Genomic DNA, 24475 nt, shown 5'->3' on the forward strand with positions numbered 1-24475 from the left:
AGGCGCTACTCACCGCGTGTCATCTTCCGGTACCACAACGGATGGTTGAGCTTGGCCCATCCTTCGGTGACCGTGCCGCGCGTCATCGCGCGGATGCTGCCCTTGACCCACAGCGCGGCGTAGATGTGCGTGATGACCGAGAGGATCAGAACCACCGCCGAGACCGCATGCACCACCACCGCGATGCGCCGGATCAGGATCGGGAAGAACCCGACGAACCACGGGCTCCAGAACATGAAGCCCGTCACCAGCAGCAAGAGGAGGCTGATGCCGAAGGCCCAGAACACCAGCTTCTGCCCGGCGTTGTACTTGCCCACCGGCGGCATGCTGGACTTGTCGCCCTTGAGCATCTTGGGCGCGTTCTTGATCCACTCGCCGTCGCTGCGGTCCAGGATGTTCTCGCGCCACATCGTGAAGAAAAGGAACACGAAGCCCAGCACCATCAGGAGGCCCATGAAGGGGTGCAGGATGCGCGTCCACTGGCCGCCACCGAAGAGCGTGCTCAGGAAGAACAGGCTCGGGTGGAAGAAGGCCAGGCCCGAGAGTGCGGCCGCGAAGAACATGATCGCGACGAACCAGTGGTTCATGCGGGTGGCATCGCGGTAGCGGCGAAGGTAATAGCGGGTCATCGCGTTCTCCTCATGCACGGGGTGCGTCGCGTGCGGGCTCGGCGGCGCGCACGGGTTGGCCGGACGCCGGCGGCTCCTCGATCACGACCACGTCGTCGGGCCGGCCATCGATGTCGGCATCGGGGTGCTCGTCCTTCGGCTCGATCGGCCCGGTCTTGATGTAGTGGAAGAAGCTGCCGACCACCGCGCCGATCATCGCGACCATCGCGAGCGGCTTGGCCACGCCCTTCCAGAGCGACACCAGCGGGCTGATGTGCGGGTCCTTGGGCAGGTTGGCATAGAGGCCGGGGCGGTCGGCGTGCTGCAGCACGTACATGACGTGCGTGCCGCCCACGCCGGCCGGGTCGTACACGCCGGCGTTGGCGAAGCCGCGGTCCTTCAGGTCGACGATGCGTTCCGAGGCGTACTCGTGCATGTCTTCCTTGGCGCCGAAGTGCAGCGCGCCGGTGGGGCAGGCCTTCACGCACGCCGGCTCCAGGCCCACGCCCACGCGGTCGGAACACAGCGAGCACTTGTAGGCCTTGTTGTCGGCCTTGCTGATGCGCGGCACGTCGAACGGGCAGCCCGTCACGCAGTTGCCGCAGCCCACGCAATGCTCGCTGATGAAGTCGACGATGCCGTTGCTGTACTTGATGATCGCGCCCGGCGCCGGGCAGGCCTTGAGACACCCGGGGTCGTCGCAGTGCATGCAGCCGTCCTTGCGGATCAGCCACTCGAGCTTGCCGGCCTCGGGCTCGACCTCGGAGAACTTCATCACAGTCCACGAAGCCGGCGTGAGGTCGTTCGGGTTGTCGTAGGTGCCGTGCGTGGTGCCGACCTCGTCGCGCAGGTCGTTCCACTGCATGCACGCGACCTGGCAGGCCTTGCAGCCGATGCAGGTCGACACGTCGATCAGCTTGGCCACCTCCTGCACCTGCGGGCGATGGCGGATGTCGGGCGACGGTGTCGTGGTGGCCGAGCGGGCGGCGATGTCGAGGGTCTGGAGGGAGGACATCGCTTATGCCTTCTCGATATTCACGGTGAACGACTTGTACTCGGGCGTCTGGGTGTTCGCATCGCCCACGAAAGGCGTCAGCGTGTTCACCAGATACCCCGGCTTGGCGATGCCCACGAACCCCCAGTGGTTCGGCAGCCCCACCGTGTGCACCGTGCGCCCGTCGACCTGCAGCCCCACGATGCGCTTGGTCACCAGCGCCACCGCCTTGATGAAGCCGCGCTTGCTGGACACCTTCACCATGTCGCCGTTGGCGATGCCCTTGTCCTTGGCAAGCTCCTCGCCGATCTCGACGAACTGCTGCGGCTGGATGATGGCCGAGGTGCGCACGTTCTTCGTCCAGTAGTGGAAGTGCTCGGTGAGCCGGTAGCTGGTCGCCACGTACGGGAAGTCCTTCGGCACGCCCAGGCGCTCCAGGTCGCCCTTGAAGATGCGCGCCGCGGGGTTGGCGCGCGCCTTCTCGTTGTTCGGGTGCATCAGGTTGTTCACCAGCGGCGACTCGAAGGGCTCGTAGTGCTCGGGCAGCGGACCTTCGGCCATGCCGGTGGGCGCGAAGAGCCGCGCCACGCCTTCGGCCGTCATGATGAACGGGCGCACCGCCTCGGCTTCCATCGGGTTCGCGTCGGGCCGGATGTCGGGCACGTCGGCACCGGTCCACGCCTTGCCGTTCCATGCGATGAGGCTGCGCCTGGCGATCCATGCCTTCCCGGTGGCCGGGTCGGTCGAGGCGCCGTTGTAGAGGATGCGCCGGTTCGCCGGCCACGCCCACGCCCAGTTCTGCACCATGCCGATGCCGTACGGGTCGGCGTTGTCGCGCCGCGCCATCTGGTTGCCCGCCTGCGTCCAGGCGCCGGCGTAGATCCAGCAGCCCGAGGCGGTCGAGCCGTCGTCGCGCAGGAGCCCGAAGCCCGAGAGCTGTTCGCCGGCCTTCGCGAGCGGCGGCTTGGTCGGGTCCTTCGGGTCGAGCAGGTCGGTGAGCGCGCGGCCGTTGTATTCCATCGCCAGCTCTTGCGCCGAGGGCGAATGCGGAATCTTGTAGGGCCAGGTCAGCTTGACGATCGGGTCGGGGAACGCGCCGCCGTCCTTGATGTAGGCCTGGCGGATGCGGTTGTAGATGCCCGCCACGATCTCGATGTCGCCCTTGGCCTCGCCCGGCGGCTCCGCGCCCTTCCAGTGCCACTGCAGCCAGCGGCTGGAATTGGTGAGCGAGCCGTCTTCCTCCGCAAAGCACGTCGATGGCAGGCGGAACACCGTGGTCTGGATGTCGGTGGTCTTGACGTCGTTGAACTCGCCGAAGTTGCGCCAGAACTCGCTGGTTTCGGTCTGCAGCGGATCGATGGTGACGAGGAACTTGAGCTTGGACAGCCCGTCGACGATCTTCTTCTTGTCCGGGAACGAGCCCACCGGGTTGAAGCCCTGGCAGATGTAGCCGTTGAGCTTGCCCTGGTTCATGAGCTCGAAGGCCTGCAGCACGTCGTAGAGCTTGTCTATCTTGGGCAGGTAGTGGAAGGCCCACTCGTTCTCCGCCGTGGCCGCATCGCCCCACCACGACTTCTGCATGCTGACGAAGAACTTCGGGTAGTTCTGCCAGTAGCTCATCTGGTTGGGACGCAGCGGCTTGAGCGCGCGGGTCTTGTAGTAGTCGGGCAGGTTCTGCTCGCTGTCTCGCGCGAGCGACATGTAGCCCGTGAGCGAGTTCGACAGCAGCCCCAGGTCCGTCAGGCCCTGGATGTTGCTGTGCCCGCGCAGCGCGTTCATGCCGCCGCCCGGCACGCCGATGTTGCCCAGCAACAGCTGCACGATGGCGCCGGTGCGGATCATCTGCGAGCCCTGGCTGTGCTGGGTCCAGCCGAGCGCGTACATGATGGTCATGGTGCGCGTGGGCACGCTGGTGCTCGCGATGTACTCGCAGACCTTCAGGAACTTGTCCTGCGGCGTGCCGGTGATGCGGCTCACCAGCTCGGGCGTGTAGCGCGAGTAATGCCGCTTCATCACCTGCAGCACGCACTGCGGGTCCTGCATGGTCATGTCGACCTTGGCCATGCCGGCTTCGTCGAGCGCGTAGTTCCACGACTTGGGGTCGTAGTTGCGCTTCTCGGCGTTGTAGCCGCTGAAGATGCCGTCCTCGAACTTGTAGTCAGGCCCGACGATGAAGGTCGCGTTGGTGTAGTTGCGAACGTACTCCGTCTGGATCTTGTCGTTGCTCAGCAGGAAGTTGATGACCCCCGCGAGGAACGCGATGTCCGAGCCCGCGCGCACCGGTGCGTAGTAGTCGGCCATGGCGGCCGAGCGCGTGAAGCGCGGGTCCACCACGACAAGGCGCGCCTTGTTCTGCTTCTTGGCCTCGATGACCCACTTGAAGCCGCACGGATGCGCCTCCGCGGCATTGCCGCCCATGATCAGCACGACATCCGCGTTCTGGATGTCCTGCCAGTGGTTGGTCATCGCACCGCGTCCGAACGTCGGGGCCAGACTGGCCACCGTAGGTCCGTGTCAAACGCGTGCCTGGTTGTCGAACACCAGCATCCCGGTCGAGCGGAATGCCTTGTGCGTGATGTATCCGGTTTCGTTGGACGAGGCCGAGGCGCAGAGCATGCCCGAGCTGGTCCAGCGGTTGACGGTCTTGCCGTCGGCATTGGTGGTCTGGAAGTTGGCGTCGCGGTCGGCCTTGAGCAGCTTGGCGATGCGGTCCAGCGCCTCGTTCCAGCCGATGCGCTTCCACTCGGTGCTGCCGGCCTCGCGCACTTCGGGGTACTTCAGCCGCATGGGGCTGTGCACGAAGTCCAGGAGGCCCGCGCCCTTGGGGCACAGGGTGCCGCGGTTCACGGGGTGGTCGGCATCGCCTTCGATGTGAAGGATGTCGGACACCACGTTCTTGGCCTTGTCGCCCAGGCTGTACATGATGAGCCCGCAGCCCACCGAGCAGTACGGGCAGGTGTTGCGCGTCTCGGTGGTGCGTGCGAGCTTGAAGTTGCGCGCCTCGGCCAGCGCCGCGGTCGGCGAAAAGCCGAGCGCGACGATGCTCGAGCCGATCAGGCCCGCGCTGCTGACGCGGAAGAATTGCCGGCGGCTTATGTCCATGACATCACCTCCTGCACAGCTGAATGGGGTTGTTTCATCGGGGTCTTCTTCTGTTATGCGTGGGAAAAAGCTGAAAAGGGGAACAGGGCGCGCCTCCCGGCCGCTATTTGGGTGCCGTGCCGTCGCCACCGCTCGGCGCAGGCGTGCCACCGGAGGAGGCGCCGCCCTGGCCGCTCATGCCGCCCACGGCTGCGCCGCCTTCGGACGGGCCTTTATGGGCGGAGGTGGGATCGACCTTGTCGCCGGAGTCGGCAGGCTTGATGCCGCTGGGGCTGGCACCGGACGGGGCGGCGGGGGAAGCGGAGGAAGAAGCCGCGCCCGCCCCCGATGCGGTGGGCTTGGGATCGCAGGCACTCAGGAGCAAACCCGCGGCCAGGAAAAGGCCGACGGTTTGCAAGCGCTGACATCGTGACATCGACACTCCTTCGTTGGAAAGGCGATCGGACGTTTTTTGTTGTGGTGCACCACAACGAACGGCGCCGAAAATTCGGTCGCATCGGTGCGGGACATTTTTTCGCATCATGCGGCAGGCTTGCGATGCGATCAATAGTTCCAAGGTCGCAATAACCCTTGAATCGGGCTGCGGGGTTAGGCGTCGGCTATCGTTCGCGCCATGACCGACTCCCTCCGCCTTGGCTGGCGCACCCTCTGGCGCGACCTGCGCGCCGGGGAACTGCGCCTCTTGATCGTTGCCGTGCTGCTGGCCGTGGCCGCCCTCACGGCGGTCGGCTTCTTCGCCGACCGGCTGCAGGGCGGGTTGAAGCGCGATGCGCGCCAGCTGCTGGGCGGCGATGCGGTGATCGTCAGCGACAACCCGACGCCCGATGCCTTCGTGGCGCAGGCAAAGGCGCTGGGCCTGGAAGGCACCGCCACCTATGGCTTTCCCACCATGGCGCGGGCCGACGACGTGCAGGGCGGCGCGAGCAAGCTCGTGGCGCTGAAGGCGGTGACGGCGGGGTATCCCCTGCGCGGCAGCCTGCAGACCGCGACCACCTTCACGGGCCCGGGCGCGGTCACGCGCGACATCCCGCCGGCCGGCGAAGTGTGGGTCGATGCCTCGCTGCTCGATTCGCTCGGCCTGAAGATCGGCGACCCGCTGCTCCTGGGCGATGCGAGCCTGCGCGTGGGCCGCATCATCACGCTGGAGCCCGACCGCGGCGCCGGCTTCATGAGCTTCTCGCCGCGCGTGATGCTCAACCAGGCCGACGTGGCCCGCACGGGGCTCGTGCAGCCGGCCAGCCGCGTGGGCTATCGCTATGCGGTGGCGGGCAGCGACGCGGCGGTCAAGCGCTTCACCGACTGGGCCGAAGCCACCATCAAGAAGGGCGAGTTGCGCGGCGTGCGGCTCGATTCCTTCGAAGGCGGCCGGCCCGAGATGCGCCAGACGCTCGACCGCGCCGAGAAATTCCTGAGCCTCGTGGCGCTCCTCGCGGCGCTGCTGTCGGCCGTGGCCGTGGCGCTGGCCGCGCGCGGCTTCGCAGCGAGCCACCTGGACGACTGCGCGATGCTGCGCGTGCTCGGCCAGAGCCAGCGCACCATCGCGATGGCCTACGCCTTCGAGTTCGCGGTGATCGGCCTCGTGGCGAGCGGCATCGGCGTGGCCATCGGCTTCGCGGTGCATTACGTCTTCGTGCTGCTGCTGGCCGGGCTTGTCGAGACCGCGCTGCCCGCCGCCACCCTGTGGCCTGTGGCGTTCGGCCTTGGCATGGGGCTCACGCTGCTGTTCGCCTTCGGCCTGCCGCCGGTGCTGCAGCTGGCGCGCGTGCCGCCTCTGCGCGTGATCCGGCGCGACGTGGGCGGGCTCAAGCCCGCATCGCTCGCGGTGCTGGGCATCGGCGTCGCGGGCTTCGCCGCGCTGCTGATGGCGGCGAGCAGCGACATCAAGCTCGGCCTCATCGCCGTCGGCGGCTTCGCGGGTGCCGTGGCCGTGTTCGCATTGCTCAGCTGGCTCGCGGTGAAGGTGCTGCGCCGCAGCGTCAACGAAGCGACCGCGCCGCGCTGGCTGGTGCTGGCCACGCGGCAGATTTCGGCGCGGCCCGCCTATGCCGTGGTGCAGGTCAGCGCGCTCGCAGTCGGCTTGCTGGCACTGGTGCTGCTGGTGCTGCTGCGCACCGACCTCGTCGCCAGCTGGCGCAAGGCCACGCCGCCCGATGCGCCGAACCGCTTCGTCATCAACGTCATGCCCGACCAGAGCGATGCGTTCCAGAAGTCGCTGCGCGATGCGGGCGTGGGCAAGTTCGACTGGTACCCGATGATCCGCGGCCGCCTGGTCGCGATCAACGACAAGCCGGTGACCCCCGACGACTACGTGGAAGACCGCGCCAAGCGCCTGGTGGACCGCGAGTTCAACCTCAGCAACGCCATGGAGGCGCCGGCGCACAACAGCATCACCGCGGGCGCCTGGAAGCCCGGCGCCGCGGGCGAGGTGAGCGTCGAGGAAGGCCTGGCCGACACGCTGGGCCTCAAGCTCGGCGACATGCTGCGCTTCGACATCGGCGGCATGCAGAACGACGCGCGCATCACGTCGCTGCGCAAGGTCGACTGGGGCTCGCTGCATGCCAACTTCTTCGTGATGTACACGGTGGCCTCGCTGCCCGACGTGCCGGTCACCTACATGGGCGCCTTCCGCGCCCCCGAGACGCGCGGCTTCGACAACACCCTGGTGCGCACCTACCCGAACGTGACCAACGTGGACATGAGCGCGACCATCAACCAGGTGCAGCGCGTGCTCGACCAGGTGATCCGCGCCGTCGAGTTCCTGTTCGGCTTCACGCTCGCGGCGGGGCTGGTGGTGCTGTTCGCCGCGGTGACGGCCACGCGCGAAGAGCGGGCGCGCGAGTTCGCGGTGATGCGCGCCGTGGGCGCACGCGCAAGCCTGTTGCGGCAGGTGCAGCGCGCCGAGCTGATCGGCGTGGGGCTGCTCGCGGGCTTCCTCGCTAGCATGGTGGCCTCGGTGATCGGCTGGGGGCTCGCGCGCTATGTGTTCGAGTTCACCTGGACCGCATCGCCGATCGTGCCTGTCGCAGGCGCGCTGGCCGGCGCGGTGCTCGCGCTGGCGGCAGGGTGGTGGGGCCTGCGCGATGTGCTGCGCCGGCCGGTGGTCGACACGCTGCGCCGCGCGGCCGAATAAGGACCGACAGCGGCGTACAGTTTTTTTCTTTCGCGATCGGCAAGACGGGGCCGGGGATGCAATACATTCCCCGGCCCCGTATCCATTTCAAGAAGAGAAATTCCTGCATGCGCTTGGCGTCATTCCAGATCACCAACTTTCGCTCGATCAACGACAGCGGCCCCATCGACTCCACACAGATCACGGCGATCCTCGGTCGAAATGACAGCGGCAAATCGAACCTGCTGCGCGCGCTGCACAGTCTGAACCCGGCCGAAGGCCTGGCCGAACTCAGTCCGATCAAGGACTTTCCGCGCCACCGGCGCCTGGAGGAATGCCAGGGCGACACGCCCGTCGTCTCGACGCGCTGGGCGCTCGACGACGGCGAACGCGCTGAACTCAAGGCGATCCTTCCGCGCGCATCGGACGTGCGCCACGTCACCGCGGGCCGGGGCTATGCCGCGGTGCGCTGGACCGGCTTCGAAGGCCTCGGCGAACTCTCGCTCGACGTGTCGGACATCAAGGGCAAGGTCCGCAAAATCGTGCCCGCCGTCAAGGCCGCGGCCGAGAAGGTCTCGGAAGCAGGCCGCGCCACGCTGGAGCAGGAAGCCGACGCCTTCGACGCCGCGATGATCCCGAGCCCCGACTACATCAAGTGGTCGGAAGGCGCGGTGATTGCGCTGGAGGCATTGCGCCGGACGATGGCCGCCGCGGATGCCGAGCTCAGCGACAAGCAGGAGCAGATGCTTGTCGAGCTCGAAGACATGGCCCGCGCGATCGCCAACGACACGCCCGCGCTCGCGAAAGCCAGGCAATGGGTGCTCGAAAAGCTGCCGCGCTTCGTCTACGTGGACGAATACCCCGCGCTGCCCGGCCGCCAGAACATCGCCGACTACCTCGTGCGCAAGGGTTGGGGCCAGGCGACGCCCGAACAGCGCAGCTTCGAGAAGCTCTGCAAGGTCGCGGGGCTCGACCCACAGCAACTGCAGGACTTGCTTGAGAAGAACGACCAGGCCACGCGCAACCAGCTCGTGAATCGCGCGGGCTCGGTCGTCACGTCGGAGATCCGCCGTGTGTGGAAAGACCGCGAGCTCAAGGTGCGCTTCAACCTCGACGGGCCGTACATGGACACGCTGGTGTCGGACCCGAACGGCGCCTACGAGGTCGAAGTGAACCTGGACGAGCGCAGCCGCGGCTTCCAGTGGTTCTTCTCGTTCTACATCACCTTCTTCGCGGACACCCGGGGCGCGGGCGATGCCATCCTGCTGCTGGACGAGCCGGGTTTGCACCTGCACGCGCATTCCCAGGCCGACCTGCTTGCGCACTTCGAGCACGACTTCGGCAACCAGATCGTCTACACGACGCACTCGCCGTTCATGGTGCCGGTGCACCGGCTGGACGCAGTGCGCACGGCCAGCATGAGCGAGGCTGCGGGGACGACGGTGAGCAACAAGGCGGAGGGGGACGCGCGGACGCTTTATCCGTTGCAGGCGGCGATTGCGCTGAGCCGCATGGGGAGCGAGCCTGTGAAGGCGCAGCCCAAGGAGGCCGTGCCGCGTGCCGAGACGCCGACCCGCGAGGTCAGCGAGCTGGAGGCAGCGCTTCCTTGAACATGTGCTCCCCTGCAAAGTCCACGAACGCCCGCACCTTCGGCGACAGCTGCCGGCTCGATGACCACAGCGCGGAGAACTGTCCCTGGCGACTCAGGTGCGTCTCGAGCACGCGCTGCAGTTCGCCGCGGCAGAGCGAATCGCGCGCGAGGAAGTCGGGCATGTAGGCCACGCCGAGGCCGGCCACGGCCGCGCCGAGCATGGCTTCCATGTTGTTGCACAGGAGGCCGGGCGGCAGTTGCGTGGGCAGGCCCGGCAGGTCCCAGTCCTCGATCTTTCCGCCGGTCACGAACTTGTAGCGCAGGCAGCTGTGCCGGGCGAGATCGGCCGGCACCTGCGGCACGCCGTGTTTGGTCAGGTAGGCGGGCGAGGCGACAAGCACGAAGTCGAACGGACCGAGGCGGCGCGCCACGAGCTGCGAGTCGCCGAGCTCGCCGCTGCGAATCGCCACGTCCACGCCCTCGGCGATCACATCGACCAGCCGGTCGTTGAAGTCCAGGTCGAGCTCGATCTCGGGAAAGCGCGCCTTGAAGGCCGGCAGGATCGGCAACAGGAAGCGGTAGCCGATGGTTGGGAGGCTGACGCGCAGGCGCCCGCGCGGGGCTGCGACCGCGTCCTGCATCATGGCCCGCGCATCGTCGAGCTCATCGAGGATGCGGCGGCAGCGCTCGTGGAACATCGCGCCTTCTTGCGTGAGCCGCACATGGCGCGTGGTGCGGTTGAAGAGCCGCAGGCCCAACTGCTGCTCGAGCCGCGCGACGTTCTTGCCCACGGCCGAGGCCGAGATGCCCAGCAACCGCCCGGCCTTGGCGAAGCTCAACAGGTCGGCCGCCCGCACGAAGGATTCGAGTCCGCTGAAGCTGTCCATGGATTAACAACCTTGGGTTGGGAGTGTGAGGATCGAAGGCGCCATTTTCATTCGATTGATTCCTTTCTATCTTCTGTGCTTTCTTCTATCCCCTGCTCGAAAGCATTCCATGTCCTCCCCCTCCAACCAGAAGAACTGGCTGCTGGCCGCCGTCTGCCTCGCGGCGCTGGGCATGCCGCTGAGCTTCACCGGCCCGGCGGTGGTGCTGCCCGCGATCCGCGCGGCGCTGGGCGGCAGCCCGGTGCAGCTGAACTGGGTGACTAACGCCTTCATGCTGAGCTTTGGCGCAACGCTGATGGCGGCCGGCGCGCTCGCCGACGCCTACGGCCGCAAGCGCGTCTTCCTGATGGGGCTCGCGGTGGTCGCGCTCAGCAGTTCGCTGCTGACGCTCGCGCCCGGCATCGTCGCTTTCGATCTCGCGCGCGCCTTGCAGGGGCTGGGTTCGGCGGCGGCGTTCGCAGCGGGCACGGCGGCGCTGGCGCAGGTGTTCGACGGCGCGGCGCGCACGCGGGCGTTCAGCTTCATCGGCACCTCGTTCGGCGTGGGGCTGTCGTGCGGCTCGATCCTTTCGGGCTGGCTCGCCGAAAGCTTCGGCTGGCAGTCGGTGATGCTGAGCCCGGGGGCGATCAGCCTCGCGGCGCTCTGCATCGCCTCGCCGAGCATGCGCGAGTCGAGCAACCCGCATGCGATGAGGCTCGACATGCCGGGCACCGTCACCTTCACCGCCGCGCTGACGCTGCTCACGCTCGGCGTGCTGCAGGCGCCCGACAGCGGCTGGGGCAGCCCGTGGGTGATCGGTGCGCTCGCCGGTGCGGCGCTGATGGGCGCCGCCTTCATTGCCATCGAGCGGCGCGTGGCGCATCCGATGCTCGACCTGTCGCTGTTCCGCTTTCCGCGCTTCGTCGGCGTGCAACTGCTGGCCGCAGCGCCGGCCTATGGCTTTGTCGTGCTGCTGGTGCTGCTGCCGATCCGTTTCATCGGGCTGGAAGGGCGCAGCGCGATGGAGGCGGGCGTGTTCATGTTCGCGCTCTCGGGGCCGATCCTCGTGGTGCCGACGCTCGCTGCTTCGCTGGCGCACCGGTTCTCGGCGGGCGTGATCTCAGCGGTGGGACTGCTGGTGTGCGCAGTGGGCTTGCTCTGGCTCAGCTACTGCGCGCCGGGCACGCCGCTGCAGGCGATCGTGTGGCCGCTGCTCTTGATCGGCGCGGGCATCGGCCTGCCCTGGGGGCTGATGGACGGGCTCGCGGTGAGCGTGGTGCCGCGCGAGCGGGCGGGCATGGCGTCGGGCATCTTCAACACGGTGCGGGTGGCGGGCGAGGGCATTGCGCTCGCGCTGGTCGGGGCGGGGCTGACGGCGCTGGTCGCGCTGCAACTGGGGCGGTTGCCCGCGCATCCCGGTGCGACATCGCAGGCGGCGCAGCGGGTGACGACGGGCGACATGTCGCAGGCGCTCGCGCTGTTGCCGGGCGTGGATCGCGCGTCGCTGCTGCACGCCTACGGCGCGGCGTTCGGCACGCTGCTGTGCGTGCTGGCGGGTGTGACCGTGGTGACGGCGCTGGTGGTGTTCTTGTTCCTGCGGGGAGAGACGCACGCCGAAGCGGGCGCGGCGGCGTTGGAATCCTCAGCCTGTTGAATGCACATCTTGCTCCTTCCCCTCCCGGGGGAAGGCTGGGATGGGGGCACGCGGCCCGTTGCAACATCGCCGGTGCGTGATGCGCCGCTTGCCCTCACCCCGGCTCTCCCCCAGCGGGGGAGGGAGCCGATCCGGAGTCAGGGCTCCGCCGCCTCGAAGATGTCGCGCAGCCACTGCGTGAACACGCGCACGCGCGACGACAGCTGGCGGTTCTGCGAATAGAGCACCGACACCGGCATCGGCGGCGGCGCGAAATCGGGCATCAGCACCTTCAGCTTCCCATCCGCGAGCTCGGACGCCACGCGGTAGCGCGGCACCTGCACCAGCCCGAGGCCGGCGACAGAAGAGCCCGTGTAGAGATCGGTGCCGGTCACCGAGACGGTGGCGGGCAGGTCCACGGTCGTCACCCGGCCGTCGACCGTGAATTCGAGCGGCACCACCTTGCCCGTGCCGCTGGAGATGTAGTTGACTGCGCGATGCGAGGCCAGCGCTTCGATGCTGTCGGGCTCCCCGTAGCGCGCCAGGTAGTCGGGGCTCGCGACCGTCACCTGCGGCAGCAGCGCGACGCGGCGCCCGACCATCGACGAGTCCTGCAGCGTGCCCGCGCGCAGCACGCAGTCGACGCCTTCGCGCACCAGGTCGACGAGCCGGTCGTCCTCGCCGATGTGCAGTTGCAGCTCGGGGTAGCGCGCCAGAAAGCCGGGCAGGGCCGGCACTACGAAATGCCGCGCGAGCGTGCCCTGCAGGTTCACGCGCAAGAGGCCCTTGGGCGCCTCGTTGCGGAACGACCCCTCGGCCTCTTCCATGTCGGCCAAGAGGCGCACGCACCGGCGGTAGTAGGCCTCGCCGTCCTGCGTGAGGCGCACGGTGCGGGTGGTGCGCTCCAGGAGGCGCGTGCCGATGCGCTCTTCCATGCGCTTGATGAGCGTGGTGACGGTGGCGCGCGGGATCTGCAGGTCCTCGGAGGCCTGCGTGAAGCTCTGGCGCTCGGCGATGCGCACGAAGGCCTGCATTTCCTGGAAGCGGTCCATGGGCGTGAGTGCTGGATATTGTTTAAGTAAATGGAATTGTATTGACGAAGAGCGGGTGATTATCTTTTGGGCGGAACGATCGATCATTCGTTTCACCAACCAACCACTGCAAAGGAATCGCACCATGACCACCACCAGCAACACCGCCCGCATCGCCCGGGTCGCCATCGTCACCGGCGCATCGCGCGGCATCGGCGCCGCCGTCGCGCAGCGCCTCTCGAAGGACGGCTTCGCCGTCGCCGTCAACTACGCCTCGGGCGCCGCGCAGGCCGACGCACTGGTCGCCGAACTCACTGCGGCCGGCGGCAAGGCCATCGCGGTCAAGGCCGACGTGGCCAGCGCCGACGAAGTGCGCGCCATGTTCGACACCGTCGAAGCGCAGCTCGGCAAGGTCGACGTGCTGGTCAACAACGCCGGCGTGCTCAAGACCGTGCCGCTGGCCGACCACACCGACGCGCTCTACGACCAGACCTTCGACATCAACGTGCGCGGCACCTTCAACACGCTGCGCGAAGCCGCCACGCGGCTGAACGAAGGCGGGCGCATCGTCAATTTCTCGAGCACCACGCTCGCGCTGAACATGCCCGGCTACGCGATCTACAACGCCACCAAGGCGGCGGTCGAGGCCTTCACGCATGTGTTCGCCAAGGAGCTGCGCGGCCGCAACGTCACGGTGAACGCCGTGGCGCCGGGCCCGATCGCCACTTCGCTGTTCCTCGACGGCAAGACCGACGAGCAGATCCAGGCCTTCGCCAAGATGCCGCCCCTGCAGCGCCTGGGCCAGCCCGAGGACATCGCCTCGGTGGTGGCCTTCCTCACCGGTCCCGACGCGGGCTGGGTCAACGGCCAGATCCTGCGCGCCAACGGCGGCGTCGCCTGAATTCCCTTCCATCCATCCACGAACTCAATCCAGTCTTTCGGAGAAACACCATGCAAAAGCAAATCGTCCTGGTCACCGGCGCAGGCACCGGCATCGGCAAGCTCAGCGCCCAATCCCTGGCCGAGGCGGGCCACGTGGTCTACGCGTCGATGCGCGACATCGCGGGCCGCAACAGCGGCCGCGCCGCCGAAATGCGCAGCTACGCCGCCGCCAAGGGCCTGCAACTGCATCCGCTCGAACTCGACGTGCTCTCGCAGGAGTCCGCCGATGCGGCCGCGGCCACCATCGTTCGCGAGCAGGGCCACATCGACGTGGTGATGCAGAACGCCGGCCACCTCGTGGTCGGGCCGACCGAAGCCTTCACGCCCGAGGAAATTGCCCGGGTGTTCGACACCAACGTGCTCGGCGCCCAGCGCGTGAACCGCGCGGTGCTGCCGTACCTTCGCAAGCAGGAGTCCGGCCTGATGCTGTGGATCAGCAGCAGCACCACCAAGGGCGGCTTCCCGCCGTTTATGGGCCCCTACGGTGCGGCCAAGGCCGCGATGGATTCGCTGGCCGTCACGCTGGCCTACGAGATCGCGCGCTTCGGCATCGAGACCTCGATCATGGTGCCCGGCGCCTTCACCAAGGGCACCGACCATTTCCCGAGCGCCGGCAAGCCCGCCGACGCCGACACCACGGCCGCCTATGGCCGCTACGACGGTGTGATGGACCGGATCGGCCAGAGCCTCTCGGCGCTCACGCCCGACGACGCCGACCCGCAGGCCGTGGCCGACGAGATCGTGCGCATCGTGGGCCTGCCGGCCGGGCAGCGCCCGATGCGTTCGGTGATCGACTTCGTGGGCGATGGCGCCAGGGAAGTGTTCGAGGTGTCGGAGCGCGTGCGCATCGACTTCGCGCACCGCATCGGCATGGGTGACCTGCTCGAAGCGAAGATCAAGCGCTGAGCGGGATGTCACAAGGAACCGGTAGATCTTCCTGTCCAATAGCGGCATGGACTATCCACCGAACGAGCTCGCGGAGCGCCTCACCGAACTCGAGATCAAGTCGAGCTACGCCGACGACCTGCTGGAACAGCTGAACATGACGATCTACCGGCAACAGCAGCAGATCGACAGCCTGATCCAGCAGGTGGCGCATCTGCGGCAGCAGAGCCAGAACGCAGGACAGGACGGAGCGGCGCGCAATCTTCGCGACGAGCTACCGCCGCATTACTGACTCGATCGTTCGAGGAACGCCTTGGAGCCGGCTTTGCCGGGCCACTGGTCTTGCCCCGGCGAGGGGGTTGGCGAAGCGACACGAAGTGCGCGAAGCCTGGGGGAGTTACCCATGAGAATGCCAGAGCACGGCGAAGAAATGGCAGGTGCTGCCGGCCAGCACGAACAGGTGCCACACCGAATGCGCAAAGCGGATCCGGTTGTCGAACAGGAAGACGACGGCACCCGCCGTATAGAAGAGTCCGCCGGCCACGAGCCAGCCCAGCCCCGCCGGTGACATGCGCTCGTAGAGCGGCACCGCGGCCATCAGCGCCATCCATCCCATCGCCACATAGAGCCCGGTGGACCACAGCGGGTGCTGCAACCGGTTGAACAGCTTGGCGCCCACGCCCAACGCGGCCGCGGCGCAGATGGCGCCGAACAGGGTCCATCCCCAAGGCCCGCGCAGCACGCCGAACAGGAAGGGCATGTAGCTGCCCGCAATGAAGAGATAGATGGCCGCGTGGTCCAGCCGGTTGAACCAGGCCTTGGCTCGGCCGATGGGCAGCGCGTGGTACAGCGTGGAGATCAGGTACAGCACGATGGCCGTGCCGGCGAAGAGCGAGGCGCCGACCACGCTCGCGGCCTGGCCCTTCTGCGCGGCGCTGTAGATCAGGATCGGCAGCGAGGCGATCGCCAGCACGAGGCCGAGGCCGTGGCTCAGGGCATTGAAGAGCTCTTCCATCCCCGTCTGGTCTCGCGCCGCGGACACCGGCTTCTTCGGATCTGGGGAGAGGGGCTGCGGCTGCAGGAGCGGGCTATTCGTCATCAGGAACAGAACCTCACGAATCGGGTTTGGTTCCGCACTTACGCGAAACCGGCAGATCATGTTACTTGACCTGCTGTTTGCCGAGTTTGCGCGCCAATGTGCGCCGATGCATCCCGAGGCGCCGCGCGGTCTCGGAGATGTTGAAGCCGGTCTCTGCCAGCATCTCGTGGATGCGCTCCCATTCGAGGGTCTTGATCGAGGTCGAGCGGTTGGTCAGCTCCACCTCGGTGGTACCGGTCGCGCGGCCGAAGGCGGCCTCGATGTCGTCGGTGTTCGAAGGCTTGGCCAGGTAATGGCAGGCGCCCAGCTTGATGGCCTCCACCGCGGTGGCGATGCTGGCAAAACCCGTGAGCACCACGATCAGCATCTTTGGGTTGTGCTGGTGCAGCATCTGCACGCACGCCAGGCCCGAGGCCTCGCCGTTGAGCTTGAGGTCGACCACCGCATAACCGGGCGACTGGTCGGGCGAGCGGGTCTCCAGCAGCGCCTGCACCTCGTCGGCATTGCTCGCGTGCATCACCGCATAGCCGCGGCGCTCGAAGGAGCGGCTGAGCGTGCGCGCGAAGGCGCCGTCGTCCTCGACGATGAGCAACTGGCGCTGGGGTTCGGCGACTTCGGTCATGGCTTTGCTGTGGCGATGGGCTCGGCGCCCGCAATCTCCGCGTCGTCGCCTTCCTCTTCTTCCAGCACGATGGCTGCGAGCGGCAGCGTGACCGTGACGATGGCGCCGCCCTCGGGCCGGTTGCGGGCCGCAACGCGGCCGCCCAGGGTGCGCGCCACGTTGGCGACGAGGAAAAGCCCGAGCCCGCCGCCCGGGCGGCCCTTGCTCGACTGGTAGGGCTTGCCGAATTCCTTGAGGATCGCCGGCAGGAACCCGGGGCCTGCATCGGTGACCGTGATCGTGAGGTCGTCGGCGTCGTGCGCCGCTTCGAGGCGCAGCCAGTGCGGCGAGGCCTCCAGGGCGTTGTCGAGCACGTTGCAGATCATCTGCTTGAGCGCCGAGTCGGAGACCATCGGGAGGTCGTGCCCGAACCGGTTGTCGTAGTCGAACTCTTCCACCGGGCGCGTGGTGCGCCACTCTTGCACGAGGTCGTCGAGGAAGGTGCTCACGGTGGTTTCTTCGGACGACTCGCCGCGCGCCTCGCCGGCCGACAGCAGGATGCCGCTCACGATGCTCTTGCAGCGCTGGATCTGCAGCTCCATCTCGGCCACCTCGGTGAGCAGTTCGGGGTCGGAGCTGAAGTGCGGCAGCCGGCGCCAGTCGCCCAGGATCACCGCCAGCGTGGCGAGCGGCGTGCCCAGCTCGTGCGCGGCGCCCGAGGCGAGCAGGCCCATACGCACGATGTGTTCTTCTTCCGAGGCGCGCTGGCGCAGGTCGGCCAGCCGCGCGTCGCGCGCGCGCAGGTTGCGGCTGATGCGGGTGATGAAGATCACCAGCAGCGCCGCATTGAGCGCAAAGCACACCAGCATGCCCTGGATGTACGGGCTCCAGAGGCCACGGTCGTGGTCCAGCGGCAGCGCGAGCGGGCGCGAGAAAAGCGCCAGCCCGGCGAAGCACAGGCTGGTGATGACCACGATGGTCCAGGTCGACCAGGCCTTCAGCAGCACCGCGCCCAGGATCACCTGCAGCAGGTAGAGAAAGACGAACGGGTTGGTCGCGCCGCCGCTCAGGTAGAGCTGGGCCGTGAGCGTCGCCACGTCGACCAGGAGCGCCAGGAACAGCTCGCCGTTGGTCACCCGGCGGTGGGTGCGCGAGCGCAGCAGGCTCACCATGTTGAAGAGCGCGAGACAGGTGAGCACCTGCAGCATGTTGTCCAGCGGGAGCCGGATGCCGAAGCCGTAGTGCACCACCAGGATGGTGGCCACCTGTCCGACCACCGCGAACCAGCGCAGCTGGATCAGCTGCTGCATGTTCTTGTGGCCGGTGGCGTTGTCCAGGCTCGCCACGCCGGCGCGGAGGGCTTGCAGCTCGCCTGCGACCGCGGCCACGGCGTCAGTCGCGATGCGCATCGGGGCGGGGGCGGAGCTCGGCATGTGCCGCATTTTCACCGCTGCCGCCGGCTGGCCCTGCGGCGCGCCTGCGTCCGTCGCGCCAGACGAACCACGCAGCGCCCAGCACCATCAGCGCGAGGCCGTACCAGGTGAGGGCGTAGACGAGGTGGCTGTTGGGGAACGCGATGACCGTGAGGCCGCGCACCGGGTAGTCGGCTGTCTCGGCGGAGATCGACGGATCGGCCTCGGCATCGACGAAGTAGGGCGCCACGTCAGCCAGCCCTTTGGCCGCGCCGATGGCCTGCACGTCGCGCGAGAACCAGCGGTCTGCGGCAGGCTCGTTCTTGCGAAGGAACCCGCCCTTGGGTTCGGTGATGCGCAGGAGGCCGGCCACGGTGACTTCGCCCTTCGCCTCGGTGGCCGCGCGGCTTGCGCGTTCGCGCGCTTCGGGCGGCACGAAGCCGCGATTGACCAGCACGACGGTGCCGTCGGCCGCACGCAGCGGCGTCAGCACCCAGAAACCTGCGCCGAGCCGGGTGCTGGCCTGGGTCAGGGTTTCCTTGTCGTGCAGGAAGGTGCCGGTGACGCGCACATGGCGGTATTCGTCGTTGGCCGCGTTCACCTGGGGCCAGTCGGCGCGCGCGGGGGGATCGGCTGCCGGGGCGTGCACGCGCTGGTCGACGCGGGCGATGAGATCGAGCTTCCAGGCCCTGCGCTCGACCTGCCAGGTGCCGAGCGCGAAGAAGCCGGCAAAGGCCAGCAATGCAAAGGCTGCCAGCGCGAACCGTTTCACGATGCGAGTCCTTCGGTCTCCACCACCCGTTCGGGCTGAGCTTGCCGAAGCCTCGCGCCCGCCGGAAGCAGCCCTTCGACAGGCTCAGGGCGAGCGGTTTTCATCACGTCAAGGCATGTTCTTCATGTCGTGCACCGACATCGGCATCATGTTGGTGTTCATGTGATACATGACCCAGAGCGATCCGGCCAGCGTGATGACGACGAGCACGATCGTGAAGATCAGCGCCAGCATGTTCCAGCCGCTTTCCGACTTGGCGTCCATGTGCAGGAAATAGATCATGTGCACCACGATCTGCACGGCCGCGAAGCCCAGGATGATGAGCGACGTGGTGTTGGTGCTTGCGAAAACCTTGCCCATCACGAGCCAGAACGGAATCGCGGTGAGCACCACGGCCAGCACGAATCCGGTCATGTAGCCCTTGAAGGTGCTGTGGCTCACGGGGCCATCGTCGTGATGGTCGTCGTGCGCGTCGTGTGCGCCATGGCCGTGCGCGGCGGTGTCGGTGTGGGCGCTCATGCCATCGATCCCATCAAATACACGAAAGTGAAGACGCCGATCCAGACGACGTCCAGGAAGTGCCAGAACATCGACAGGCACATGAGGCGGCGGCGGTTCGCGGCGGTGAAGCCGTGCTTGGGCAGCTGGATCATCAGGACGATCAGCCAGATGATGCCGAAGCTCACGTGCAGGCCGTGGGTGCCGACCAGTGCGAAGAACGACGAGAGGAACGCGCTGCGCTGCGGGCCTGCGCCTTCGTGCAGCAGGTGCGCGAATTCGTAGAGTTCCAGGCCGATGAAGCCCGCGCCCAGCAGGCCCGTGATGGCCAGCCACACGAGCACGCCGCCCATGCGCTTTTTCTGCATCTCGAGCATCGCGAAGCCGTAAGTGATCGACGACAGCAGCAGCAGCGAGGTGTTGATCGCCACCAGCGGCAGGTCGAACAGGTCGGCGCCCGAGGGGCCCGCCGCGTAGCTGCGGCCCAACACGCCGTACACCGCAAACAGACACGCGAAGATGAGGCAGTCGCTCATCAGGTAGAGCCAGAAGCCCAGCAGCGTGCCGTTTTCCGGGTGGTGGTCGTTGCCGACGTGGAACAGCTCGAACACGGGCGGCTTGCCCGTCTGGTCGCTATGGGGGTGCGAAGACCCCGGTGGGTGGAGAGCGGTGGTATCAGACATGGGCGGCTCCCGAAACTCCCAGGAGGCGGGTGCGATCGCCTTCGGTGCGAACCACATCCTCAGCGGGGATGTAGTAGTCGCGCTTGTAGTTGAAGGTATGGATGATCACGGCAGCCAGCATGGCGACGAAGCCGACGCCCGCCACGAGCCACATCTGCCAGATCAACGCGAAGCCGCAGAGCGCTGCGAGGGCCGCGATGATGAAGCCGGCGCTGGTGTTCTTGGGCATGTGGATCGGGGTGAAGCCCTCGAGCGGACGCTCGTAGCCGCGGCGCTTCATGTCGGTCCAGGCATCGTTGTCGTGGATGCGCGGGGTGAACGCGAAGTTGTAGGCCGGCGGCGGCGAGGAGGTCGACCATTCGAGCGTGCGGCCGTTCCACGGATCGCCCGTGGTGTCGCGCAGCGACTCGCGGCGGATGTAGCTCACCACCAGCTGGATGATGAATGAGGCGATGCCCAGCGCGATCAGCACGGCGCCGAAGGCCGCGATCTGGAACCAGATCTGCAGCGACATGTCCTGGAAGTGGCTCATGCGGCGGGTGACGCCCATCAGGCCCAGGATGTACAGCGGCATGAAGGCGAACCAGAAGCCCACGATCCAGAACCAGAACGAGCACTTGCCCCAGAACGGATCGAGCTTGTAGCCGAAGGCCTTCGGGTACCAGTAGGTGATGCCCGCCAGCATGCCGAACAACACGCCGCCGATGATCACGTTGTGGAAGTGGGCGATCAGGAACAGGCTGTTGTGCAGCACGAAGTCGGCCGGGGGAACGGCCAGCAGCACGCCGGTCATGCCGCCGATCACGAAGGTGATCATGAAGCCGATGGTCCACATCATGGGCAGCTCGTAGCGGATACGGCCGCGGTACATGGTGAAGAGCCAGTTGAAGATCTTCGCGCCCGTCGGGATCGAGATGATCATCGTCGTGATGCCGAAGAACGAATTTACGCTGGCACCCGAGCCCATCGTGAAGAAGTGGTGCAGCCACACGAGGTACGAGAGGATCGTGATCACGACCGTGGCGTACACCATCGAGGCGTAGCCGAACAGGCGCTTGCCCGAGAAGGTGGAGACCACTTCCGAGAAGATGCCGAAGGCCGGCAGGATCAGGATGTACACCTCGGGGTGGCCCCAGATCCAGATCAGGTTCACGTACATCATGGCGTTGCCGCCCAGGTCGTTCGTGAAGAAGTTGGTGCCGACGTAGCGGTCGAGCGACAGCAGGGCCAGCACGGCGGTCAGCACCGGGAAGGCGGCGACGATCAGCACGTTGGTGCACAGAGCCGTCCAGGTGAAGACGGGCATCTTCATCATCGTCATGCCGGGCGCGCGCATCTTCACGATGGTGGCCAGCAGGTTGACGCCAGAGAGCAAGGTGCCTACCCCCGCTATCTGCAATGACCATATGTAGTAGTCGACCCCCACGTCGGGGCTGAAGAGAATGCCCGACAGCGGCGGGTAGGCGAGCCACCCGGTCTTGGCGAACTCGCCGACGAACAGCGACGCCATCACCAAGCCCGCGCCGAAGGTGGTCATCCAGAAGCTGAAGTTGTTCAGGAACGGGAAGGCCACGTCGCGCGCGCCGATCTGCAGCGGCACCACGAAGTTCATGAGGCCCGTGACCAGCGGCATCGCCACGAAGAAGATCATGATCACGCCGTGGGCGGTGAAGACCTGGTCGTAGTGGTGCGGCGGCAAGAAGCCCGCGTTGTCGCCGAAGGCGAAGGCCTGCTGGGCCCGCATCATGATGGCGTCGGAGAAGCCGCGCAGCAGCATCACCAGGCCCAGGATGATGTACATGATGCCGATCTTCTTGTGGTCGATGCTGGTGATCCAGTCGCGCCACAGCACGCCCCACACCTTGAAGTAGGTGATGGCGCCGAGCAGCGCGATGCCGCCCAGGACAACCGCAATGAAGGTGCCGATCAGGATCGGCTCGTGGTAGGGAATCGCCTCCCACGTGAGGCGGCCGAAGACGAGCTTCGTCAGGTCAAGGTTCGCGAGCATCGTCATTCTTCGGTGGTGCACATCGCCGTGACGTATTTACGCTTGGGCGAGTTGAGGGTGTCGGGTTGCCAGTTCTCAAGGGTGGCGACGTTGAAGGCGCCGGGCTTGCCCATGCCGCCGTCGGCGTCGATGGCCATCATCTGCTTCATGCACATCTTGTTGCGGTCCACGCAGCGGTTGAGGATGGCGTCGTACAGGTCGGAGGCCACGGTGGCGTAGTGGCGCACCGGTTCGCGCTCGCTCGGAACTTCGAGCTTCATGTAGCCCTCGCGGGTGAGCTCGCCTTCCTTGGAAGCCTTGGCCTTTTCGACCCACTGGTCGAAGTCGCCCTTGCTCAGGCCGTGAAACTTGAAGCGCATGCCCGAGAAGCCCGCGCCGCTGTAGTTGGCCGAGAAGCCTTCGAATTCGCCCGGCTTGTTGATGACCGCGTGCAGCTTGGTCTCCATGCCCGGCATCGCGTAGATCTGGCCGGCCAGCGCGGGGATGAAGAAGGAGTTCATCACCGAGGAGGCGGTGATCTTGAAGCTGATCGGCACGTCCACCGGCGCGGCCAGTTCATTCACCGTGGCGATGCCCTGCTCGGGGTAGATGAAGAGCCATTTCCAGTCCAGCGCCACCACTTCGACCACCAGCGGCTTCGTCTCGGGCGAGATCTGGCGCTTGGCATCGAGGCGGGTGAGGGGCCGGTACGGGTCCAGCGTGTGGGTGCTGATCCAGGTGATCGCGCCCAGCGCGATGATGATCAGCAGCGGCGCCGCCCAGATCGCCAGCTCGAGCTGCGTGGAGTGGTCCCAGTCGGGGCTGTAGGTGGCCTCCTTGTTCGACTGGCGGTAGCGCCAGGCGAAGAAGATGGTCAGCGCGATCACCGGGATGATGATGATCAGCATCAGCACCGTGGAGACGACGATCAGGCGTCCCTGCTGGTTGGCGATGTCGCCGGAGGGGTTCATGAGCACCGTGTTGCAGCCCGCCAGGAAGGCGAGGGGAAGCAAGACGAGCCATCGGCGAAGGGAGTGGAGGGTGGGCATGCCGAAGAGAAAGAAAGAGGTGCGTGGGCTGCGCAAAGACTCCACAATCTACGACCAAAGGTTCCCGCCGCCTATTGGACGTTTTGTCCTATGGCGGGAATCCCCGTTCGATGAGACGCTTGGAGCCTCTGTTCAATGGTCTACCTTTGTCACTGCCGGTGACACCCGAATTACAAAACGCAATGACGACGACGTCCAGCATCAGTCCGCAAGGCGCACAGCCTGTGCCGAACACGTCCGGAAACGGCGCCAGCCTGAGCCAGAGCGGCGACGCCGATCACTCGCACATCGCCCCCGGCGAGATCGCGGTCGGCGTGGTCATCGGCCGCGCTTCCGAGTATTTCGACTTCTTCGTCTACGGCATCGCCTCGGTGCTGGTGTTCCCGTACGTATTCTTCCCGTTCGAGCAGCGCCTGGAGGGAATCCTTTACGCGTTCGTGGTCTTCTCGTTCGCCTTCATTGCGCGGCCGTTCGGAACTGTCATCTCGATGGCGATCCAGCGACGATTCGGACGCGAAACCAAGCTGACGATCGCGCTGTTCCTGCTGGGCACTTCCACGGCCGGCATCGCGTTCCTCCCGGGCTACGAGAGCATCGGCTTCACGGCGATCGTGCTCCTGTCGGTGTTCCGCTTCTGCCAGGGCCTGGCACTGGGCGGCTCGTGGGACGGCCTGCCGTCGCTTCTGGCGCTGAACGCGCCGCCAAACCGCCGCGGCTGGTACGCCATGCTGGGCCAGCTGGGCGCGCCTATCGGCTTCTTCATCGCCAGCGCGCTGTTCGCCTACCTCTACGCGAGCCTCTCGATCAAGGAATTCCTCGACTGGGGCTGGCGCTACACCTTCTACGTGGCGTTCGCGATCAACGTGGTGGCGCTGTTCGCGCGCCTGCGCCTCGTGGCGACCGAAGAGTATTCGCGCCTGCTCGAAGAGCGCGAGCTGCAGCCCACGAGCGTGGTCGAACTGACCCGCTCGCAGGGTGCCAATTTGCTGATCGGCGCGTTCGCTGCGCTGGCGAGCTATGCGCTCTTCCACCTGATCACGGTGTTCCCGCTGTCGTGGATCACGCTGTACTCCGACCAGTCGATCACCGAGTTCCTGGTGGTGCAGATGATCGGCGCGGTGTTCTGCGCCGGCGGCATCGTGGCCTCGGGCCTGATCGCCGACCGCGTGGGCCGCCGTTTCACCCTGGGCGGCCTGGCCGCGATGATCGCGGTGTTCAGCGGTTTCGCCCCCACGCTGCTCGACGGCGGCCGCATCGGGCAAGACGTTTTCATCCTGCTGGGCTTCGTGCTGCTGGGTCTCTCTTACGGCCAGGCCGCAGGTGCCGTGACCTCGAATTTCGAGCCCAAGTACCGCTACACCGGCGCGGCCCTCACGGCCGACCTGGCCTGGCTGATCGGCGCTGCGTTCGCTCCGCTGGTGGCACTGGGGCTGTCGGCGAACTTCGGCTTGGCGTACGTCAGCGTCTACCTGCTCTCGGGCGCGGCTGGCACGCTGGCGGCGCTGGGGCTGAACCGGGCGCTGGTGCGCGACTGAGCGCACAACCCGCGTTTCTCGCAAAGGGGCCTTCGGGCCCCTTGTTCTTTTCCGATGCTGCCGCGCATGCTGGCTTAG

Annotated in this window: 21 protein-coding genes; 7 read left to right on the forward strand and 14 right to left on the reverse strand. The window is 66.8% G+C overall.

Annotated elements, in window-relative coordinates:
• Positions 1–5: 5 nt before the first annotated feature.
• From RT97_RS19970 to RT97_RS19990, 4 genes are all read right to left on the reverse strand, one after another.
• Complete coding sequence (locus RT97_RS19970) at positions 6–629, reverse strand: formate dehydrogenase subunit gamma (RefSeq protein ID WP_042580562.1); 624 nt, start codon at positions 627–629, stop codon at positions 6–8.
• Positions 630–639: 10 nt separating this feature from the next.
• The gene (gene fdxH, locus RT97_RS19975; protein WP_042580563.1) at positions 640–1623 is read right to left on the reverse strand and encodes a formate dehydrogenase subunit beta; all 984 of its coding nucleotides are present in this window, start codon (positions 1621–1623) and stop codon (positions 640–642) included.
• 3 nt (positions 1624–1626) lie between these two features.
• On the reverse strand, positions 1627–4704 hold the full coding sequence (fdnG, locus tag RT97_RS19980) for a formate dehydrogenase-N subunit alpha (RefSeq protein WP_155403849.1): 3078 nt from the start codon (positions 4702–4704) through the stop codon (positions 1627–1629).
• Positions 4705–4807: 103 nt separating this feature from the next.
• Positions 4808–5119 (reverse strand): hypothetical protein, encoded by a 312-nt coding sequence (locus RT97_RS19990; RefSeq protein ID WP_042580566.1) that lies wholly within the window; start codon positions 5117–5119, stop codon positions 4808–4810.
• A 198-nt stretch (positions 5120–5317) separates the two neighbouring features.
• On the opposite strand from RT97_RS19990, the gene RT97_RS19995 reads away from it, so the two are divergent.
• Together RT97_RS19995 and RT97_RS20000 are read left to right on the forward strand one after the other, a co-directional pair.
• The gene (locus RT97_RS19995; protein WP_042580567.1) at positions 5318–7834 is read left to right on the forward strand and encodes an ABC transporter permease; all 2517 of its coding nucleotides are present in this window, start codon (positions 5318–5320) and stop codon (positions 7832–7834) included.
• Between the two features lie 107 nt (positions 7835–7941).
• Positions 7942–9423, forward strand: a complete 1482-nt coding sequence (locus tag RT97_RS20000; protein ID WP_042580568.1) for an AAA family ATPase — start codon at positions 7942–7944, stop codon at positions 9421–9423.
• Here RT97_RS20000 and RT97_RS20005 read toward each other — a convergent pair.
• Positions 9395–10291, reverse strand: a complete 897-nt coding sequence (locus RT97_RS20005; protein WP_042580569.1) for a LysR family transcriptional regulator — start codon at positions 10289–10291, stop codon at positions 9395–9397. The two genes, RT97_RS20000 and RT97_RS20005, sit on opposite strands and share 29 nt — an antisense overlap.
• Before the next feature lie 109 nt (positions 10292–10400).
• Here RT97_RS20005 and RT97_RS20010 point away from each other — a divergent pair, with 109 nt between their 5' ends.
• Positions 10401–11924 (forward strand): MFS transporter, encoded by a 1524-nt coding sequence (locus RT97_RS20010; RefSeq protein WP_080898370.1) that lies wholly within the window; start codon positions 10401–10403, stop codon positions 11922–11924.
• 137 nt (positions 11925–12061) lie between these two features.
• Here the strand turns inward: RT97_RS20010 and RT97_RS20015 are convergent, their stop codons facing one another.
• A complete protein-coding gene (locus tag RT97_RS20015) occupies positions 12062–12955 on the reverse strand; it encodes a LysR family transcriptional regulator (protein ID WP_042580570.1) in 894 nt (297 codons plus the stop codon).
• A gap of 124 nt (positions 12956–13079) precedes the next feature.
• Between RT97_RS20015 and RT97_RS20020 the strand changes: the two genes are divergently transcribed.
• From RT97_RS20020 to RT97_RS20030, 3 genes are read left to right on the forward strand one after another with little or no spacing between them, the layout of a single operon-like run.
• Positions 13080–13835, forward strand: coding sequence for an SDR family oxidoreductase (locus tag RT97_RS20020; protein WP_042580571.1), 756 nt, complete (start codon positions 13080–13082; stop codon positions 13833–13835).
• Positions 13836–13885: 50 nt separating this feature from the next.
• A complete protein-coding gene (locus RT97_RS20025; RefSeq protein WP_042580572.1) occupies positions 13886–14782 on the forward strand; it encodes an SDR family oxidoreductase in 897 nt (298 codons plus the stop codon).
• A gap of 46 nt (positions 14783–14828) precedes the next feature.
• Positions 14829–15053, forward strand: a complete 225-nt coding sequence (locus RT97_RS20030) for a SlyX family protein (protein ID WP_042580573.1) — start codon at positions 14829–14831, stop codon at positions 15051–15053.
• Positions 15054–15158: 105 nt separating this feature from the next.
• Here RT97_RS20030 and trhA read toward each other — a convergent pair whose 3' ends face one another.
• From trhA to cyoA, 8 genes are all read right to left on the reverse strand, one after another.
• Positions 15159–15860: a PAQR family membrane homeostasis protein TrhA gene (gene trhA / locus RT97_RS20035; protein ID WP_080898371.1), complete on the reverse strand. Its 702-nt coding sequence runs from the start codon at positions 15858–15860 to the stop codon at positions 15159–15161.
• Positions 15861–15921: 61 nt separating this feature from the next.
• The gene (locus tag RT97_RS20040) at positions 15922–16482 is read right to left on the reverse strand and encodes a response regulator transcription factor (protein ID WP_042580575.1); all 561 of its coding nucleotides are present in this window, start codon (positions 16480–16482) and stop codon (positions 15922–15924) included.
• Positions 16479–17870 (reverse strand): ATP-binding protein, encoded by a 1392-nt coding sequence (locus tag RT97_RS20045; protein ID WP_042580576.1) that lies wholly within the window; start codon positions 17868–17870, stop codon positions 16479–16481. The genes RT97_RS20040 and RT97_RS20045 overlap by 4 nt, the downstream gene beginning before the upstream one ends.
• A complete protein-coding gene (locus RT97_RS20050) occupies positions 17854–18645 on the reverse strand; it encodes an SURF1 family protein (protein ID WP_216595184.1) in 792 nt (263 codons plus the stop codon). The genes RT97_RS20045 and RT97_RS20050 overlap by 17 nt, the downstream gene beginning before the upstream one ends.
• 108 nt (positions 18646–18753) lie before the next feature.
• Complete coding sequence (gene cyoD / locus RT97_RS20055; RefSeq protein WP_042580578.1) at positions 18754–19164, reverse strand: cytochrome o ubiquinol oxidase subunit IV; 411 nt, start codon at positions 19162–19164, stop codon at positions 18754–18756.
• Positions 19161–19826 (reverse strand): cytochrome o ubiquinol oxidase subunit III, encoded by a 666-nt coding sequence (gene cyoC, locus RT97_RS20060; protein ID WP_042580579.1) that lies wholly within the window; start codon positions 19824–19826, stop codon positions 19161–19163. The genes cyoD and cyoC overlap by 4 nt, the downstream gene beginning before the upstream one ends.
• Positions 19819–21840 (reverse strand): cytochrome o ubiquinol oxidase subunit I, encoded by a 2022-nt coding sequence (gene cyoB, locus RT97_RS20065; protein WP_042580580.1) that lies wholly within the window; start codon positions 21838–21840, stop codon positions 19819–19821. The genes cyoC and cyoB overlap by 8 nt, the downstream gene beginning before the upstream one ends.
• Positions 21837–22862, reverse strand: coding sequence for a ubiquinol oxidase subunit II (cyoA, locus tag RT97_RS20070; RefSeq protein WP_042580618.1), 1026 nt, complete (start codon positions 22860–22862; stop codon positions 21837–21839). The genes cyoB and cyoA overlap by 4 nt, the downstream gene beginning before the upstream one ends.
• Before the next feature lie 182 nt (positions 22863–23044).
• Here cyoA and RT97_RS20075 point away from each other — a divergent pair, with 182 nt between their 5' ends.
• The gene (locus tag RT97_RS20075; RefSeq protein ID WP_042580581.1) at positions 23045–24397 is read left to right on the forward strand and encodes an MFS transporter; all 1353 of its coding nucleotides are present in this window, start codon (positions 23045–23047) and stop codon (positions 24395–24397) included.
• Positions 24398–24475: the final 78 nt, after the last annotated feature.

The organism is Variovorax paradoxus (assembly GCF_000834655.1).
Taxonomy (GTDB): Bacteria; Pseudomonadota; Gammaproteobacteria; order Burkholderiales; family Burkholderiaceae_C; genus Variovorax; species Variovorax paradoxus_F.

Excerpts from the sequence above, each read along its gene's own strand:
- RT97_RS19970 (WP_042580562.1), bottom strand. The coding sequence starts at position 629 with ATGACCCGCTATTACCTTCGCCGCTACCGCGATGCCACCCGCATGAAC.
- fdxH (WP_042580563.1), bottom strand. The coding sequence starts at position 1,623 with ATGTCCTCCCTCCAGACCCTCGACATCGCCGCCCGCTCGGCCACCACG.
- RT97_RS19990 (WP_042580566.1), bottom strand. The coding sequence starts at position 5,119 with ATGTCACGATGTCAGCGCTTGCAAACCGTCGGCCTTTTCCTGGCCGCG.
- RT97_RS19995 (WP_042580567.1), top strand. The coding sequence starts at position 5,318 with ATGACCGACTCCCTCCGCCTTGGCTGGCGCACCCTCTGGCGCGACCTG.
- RT97_RS20000 (WP_042580568.1), top strand. The coding sequence starts at position 7,942 with ATGCGCTTGGCGTCATTCCAGATCACCAACTTTCGCTCGATCAACGAC.
- RT97_RS20005 (WP_042580569.1), bottom strand. The coding sequence starts at position 10,291 with ATGGACAGCTTCAGCGGACTCGAATCCTTCGTGCGGGCGGCCGACCTG.
- RT97_RS20010 (WP_080898370.1), top strand. The coding sequence starts at position 10,401 with ATGTCCTCCCCCTCCAACCAGAAGAACTGGCTGCTGGCCGCCGTCTGC.
- RT97_RS20015 (WP_042580570.1), bottom strand. The coding sequence starts at position 12,955 with ATGGACCGCTTCCAGGAAATGCAGGCCTTCGTGCGCATCGCCGAGCGC.
- RT97_RS20020 (WP_042580571.1), top strand. The coding sequence starts at position 13,080 with ATGACCACCACCAGCAACACCGCCCGCATCGCCCGGGTCGCCATCGTC.
- RT97_RS20025 (WP_042580572.1), top strand. The coding sequence starts at position 13,886 with ATGCAAAAGCAAATCGTCCTGGTCACCGGCGCAGGCACCGGCATCGGC.
- RT97_RS20030 (WP_042580573.1), top strand. The coding sequence starts at position 14,829 with ATGGACTATCCACCGAACGAGCTCGCGGAGCGCCTCACCGAACTCGAG.
- trhA (WP_080898371.1), bottom strand. The coding sequence starts at position 15,860 with ATGACGAATAGCCCGCTCCTGCAGCCGCAGCCCCTCTCCCCAGATCCG.
- RT97_RS20040 (WP_042580575.1), bottom strand. The coding sequence starts at position 16,482 with ATGACCGAAGTCGCCGAACCCCAGCGCCAGTTGCTCATCGTCGAGGAC.
- RT97_RS20045 (WP_042580576.1), bottom strand. The coding sequence starts at position 17,870 with ATGCGCATCGCGACTGACGCCGTGGCCGCGGTCGCAGGCGAGCTGCAA.
- cyoD (WP_042580578.1), bottom strand. The coding sequence starts at position 19,164 with ATGAGCGCCCACACCGACACCGCCGCGCACGGCCATGGCGCACACGAC.
- cyoC (WP_042580579.1), bottom strand. The coding sequence starts at position 19,826 with ATGTCTGATACCACCGCTCTCCACCCACCGGGGTCTTCGCACCCCCAT.
- cyoB (WP_042580580.1), bottom strand. The coding sequence starts at position 21,840 with ATGACGATGCTCGCGAACCTTGACCTGACGAAGCTCGTCTTCGGCCGC.
- cyoA (WP_042580618.1), bottom strand. The coding sequence starts at position 22,862 with ATGCCCACCCTCCACTCCCTTCGCCGATGGCTCGTCTTGCTTCCCCTC.
- RT97_RS20075 (WP_042580581.1), top strand. The coding sequence starts at position 23,045 with ATGACGACGACGTCCAGCATCAGTCCGCAAGGCGCACAGCCTGTGCCG.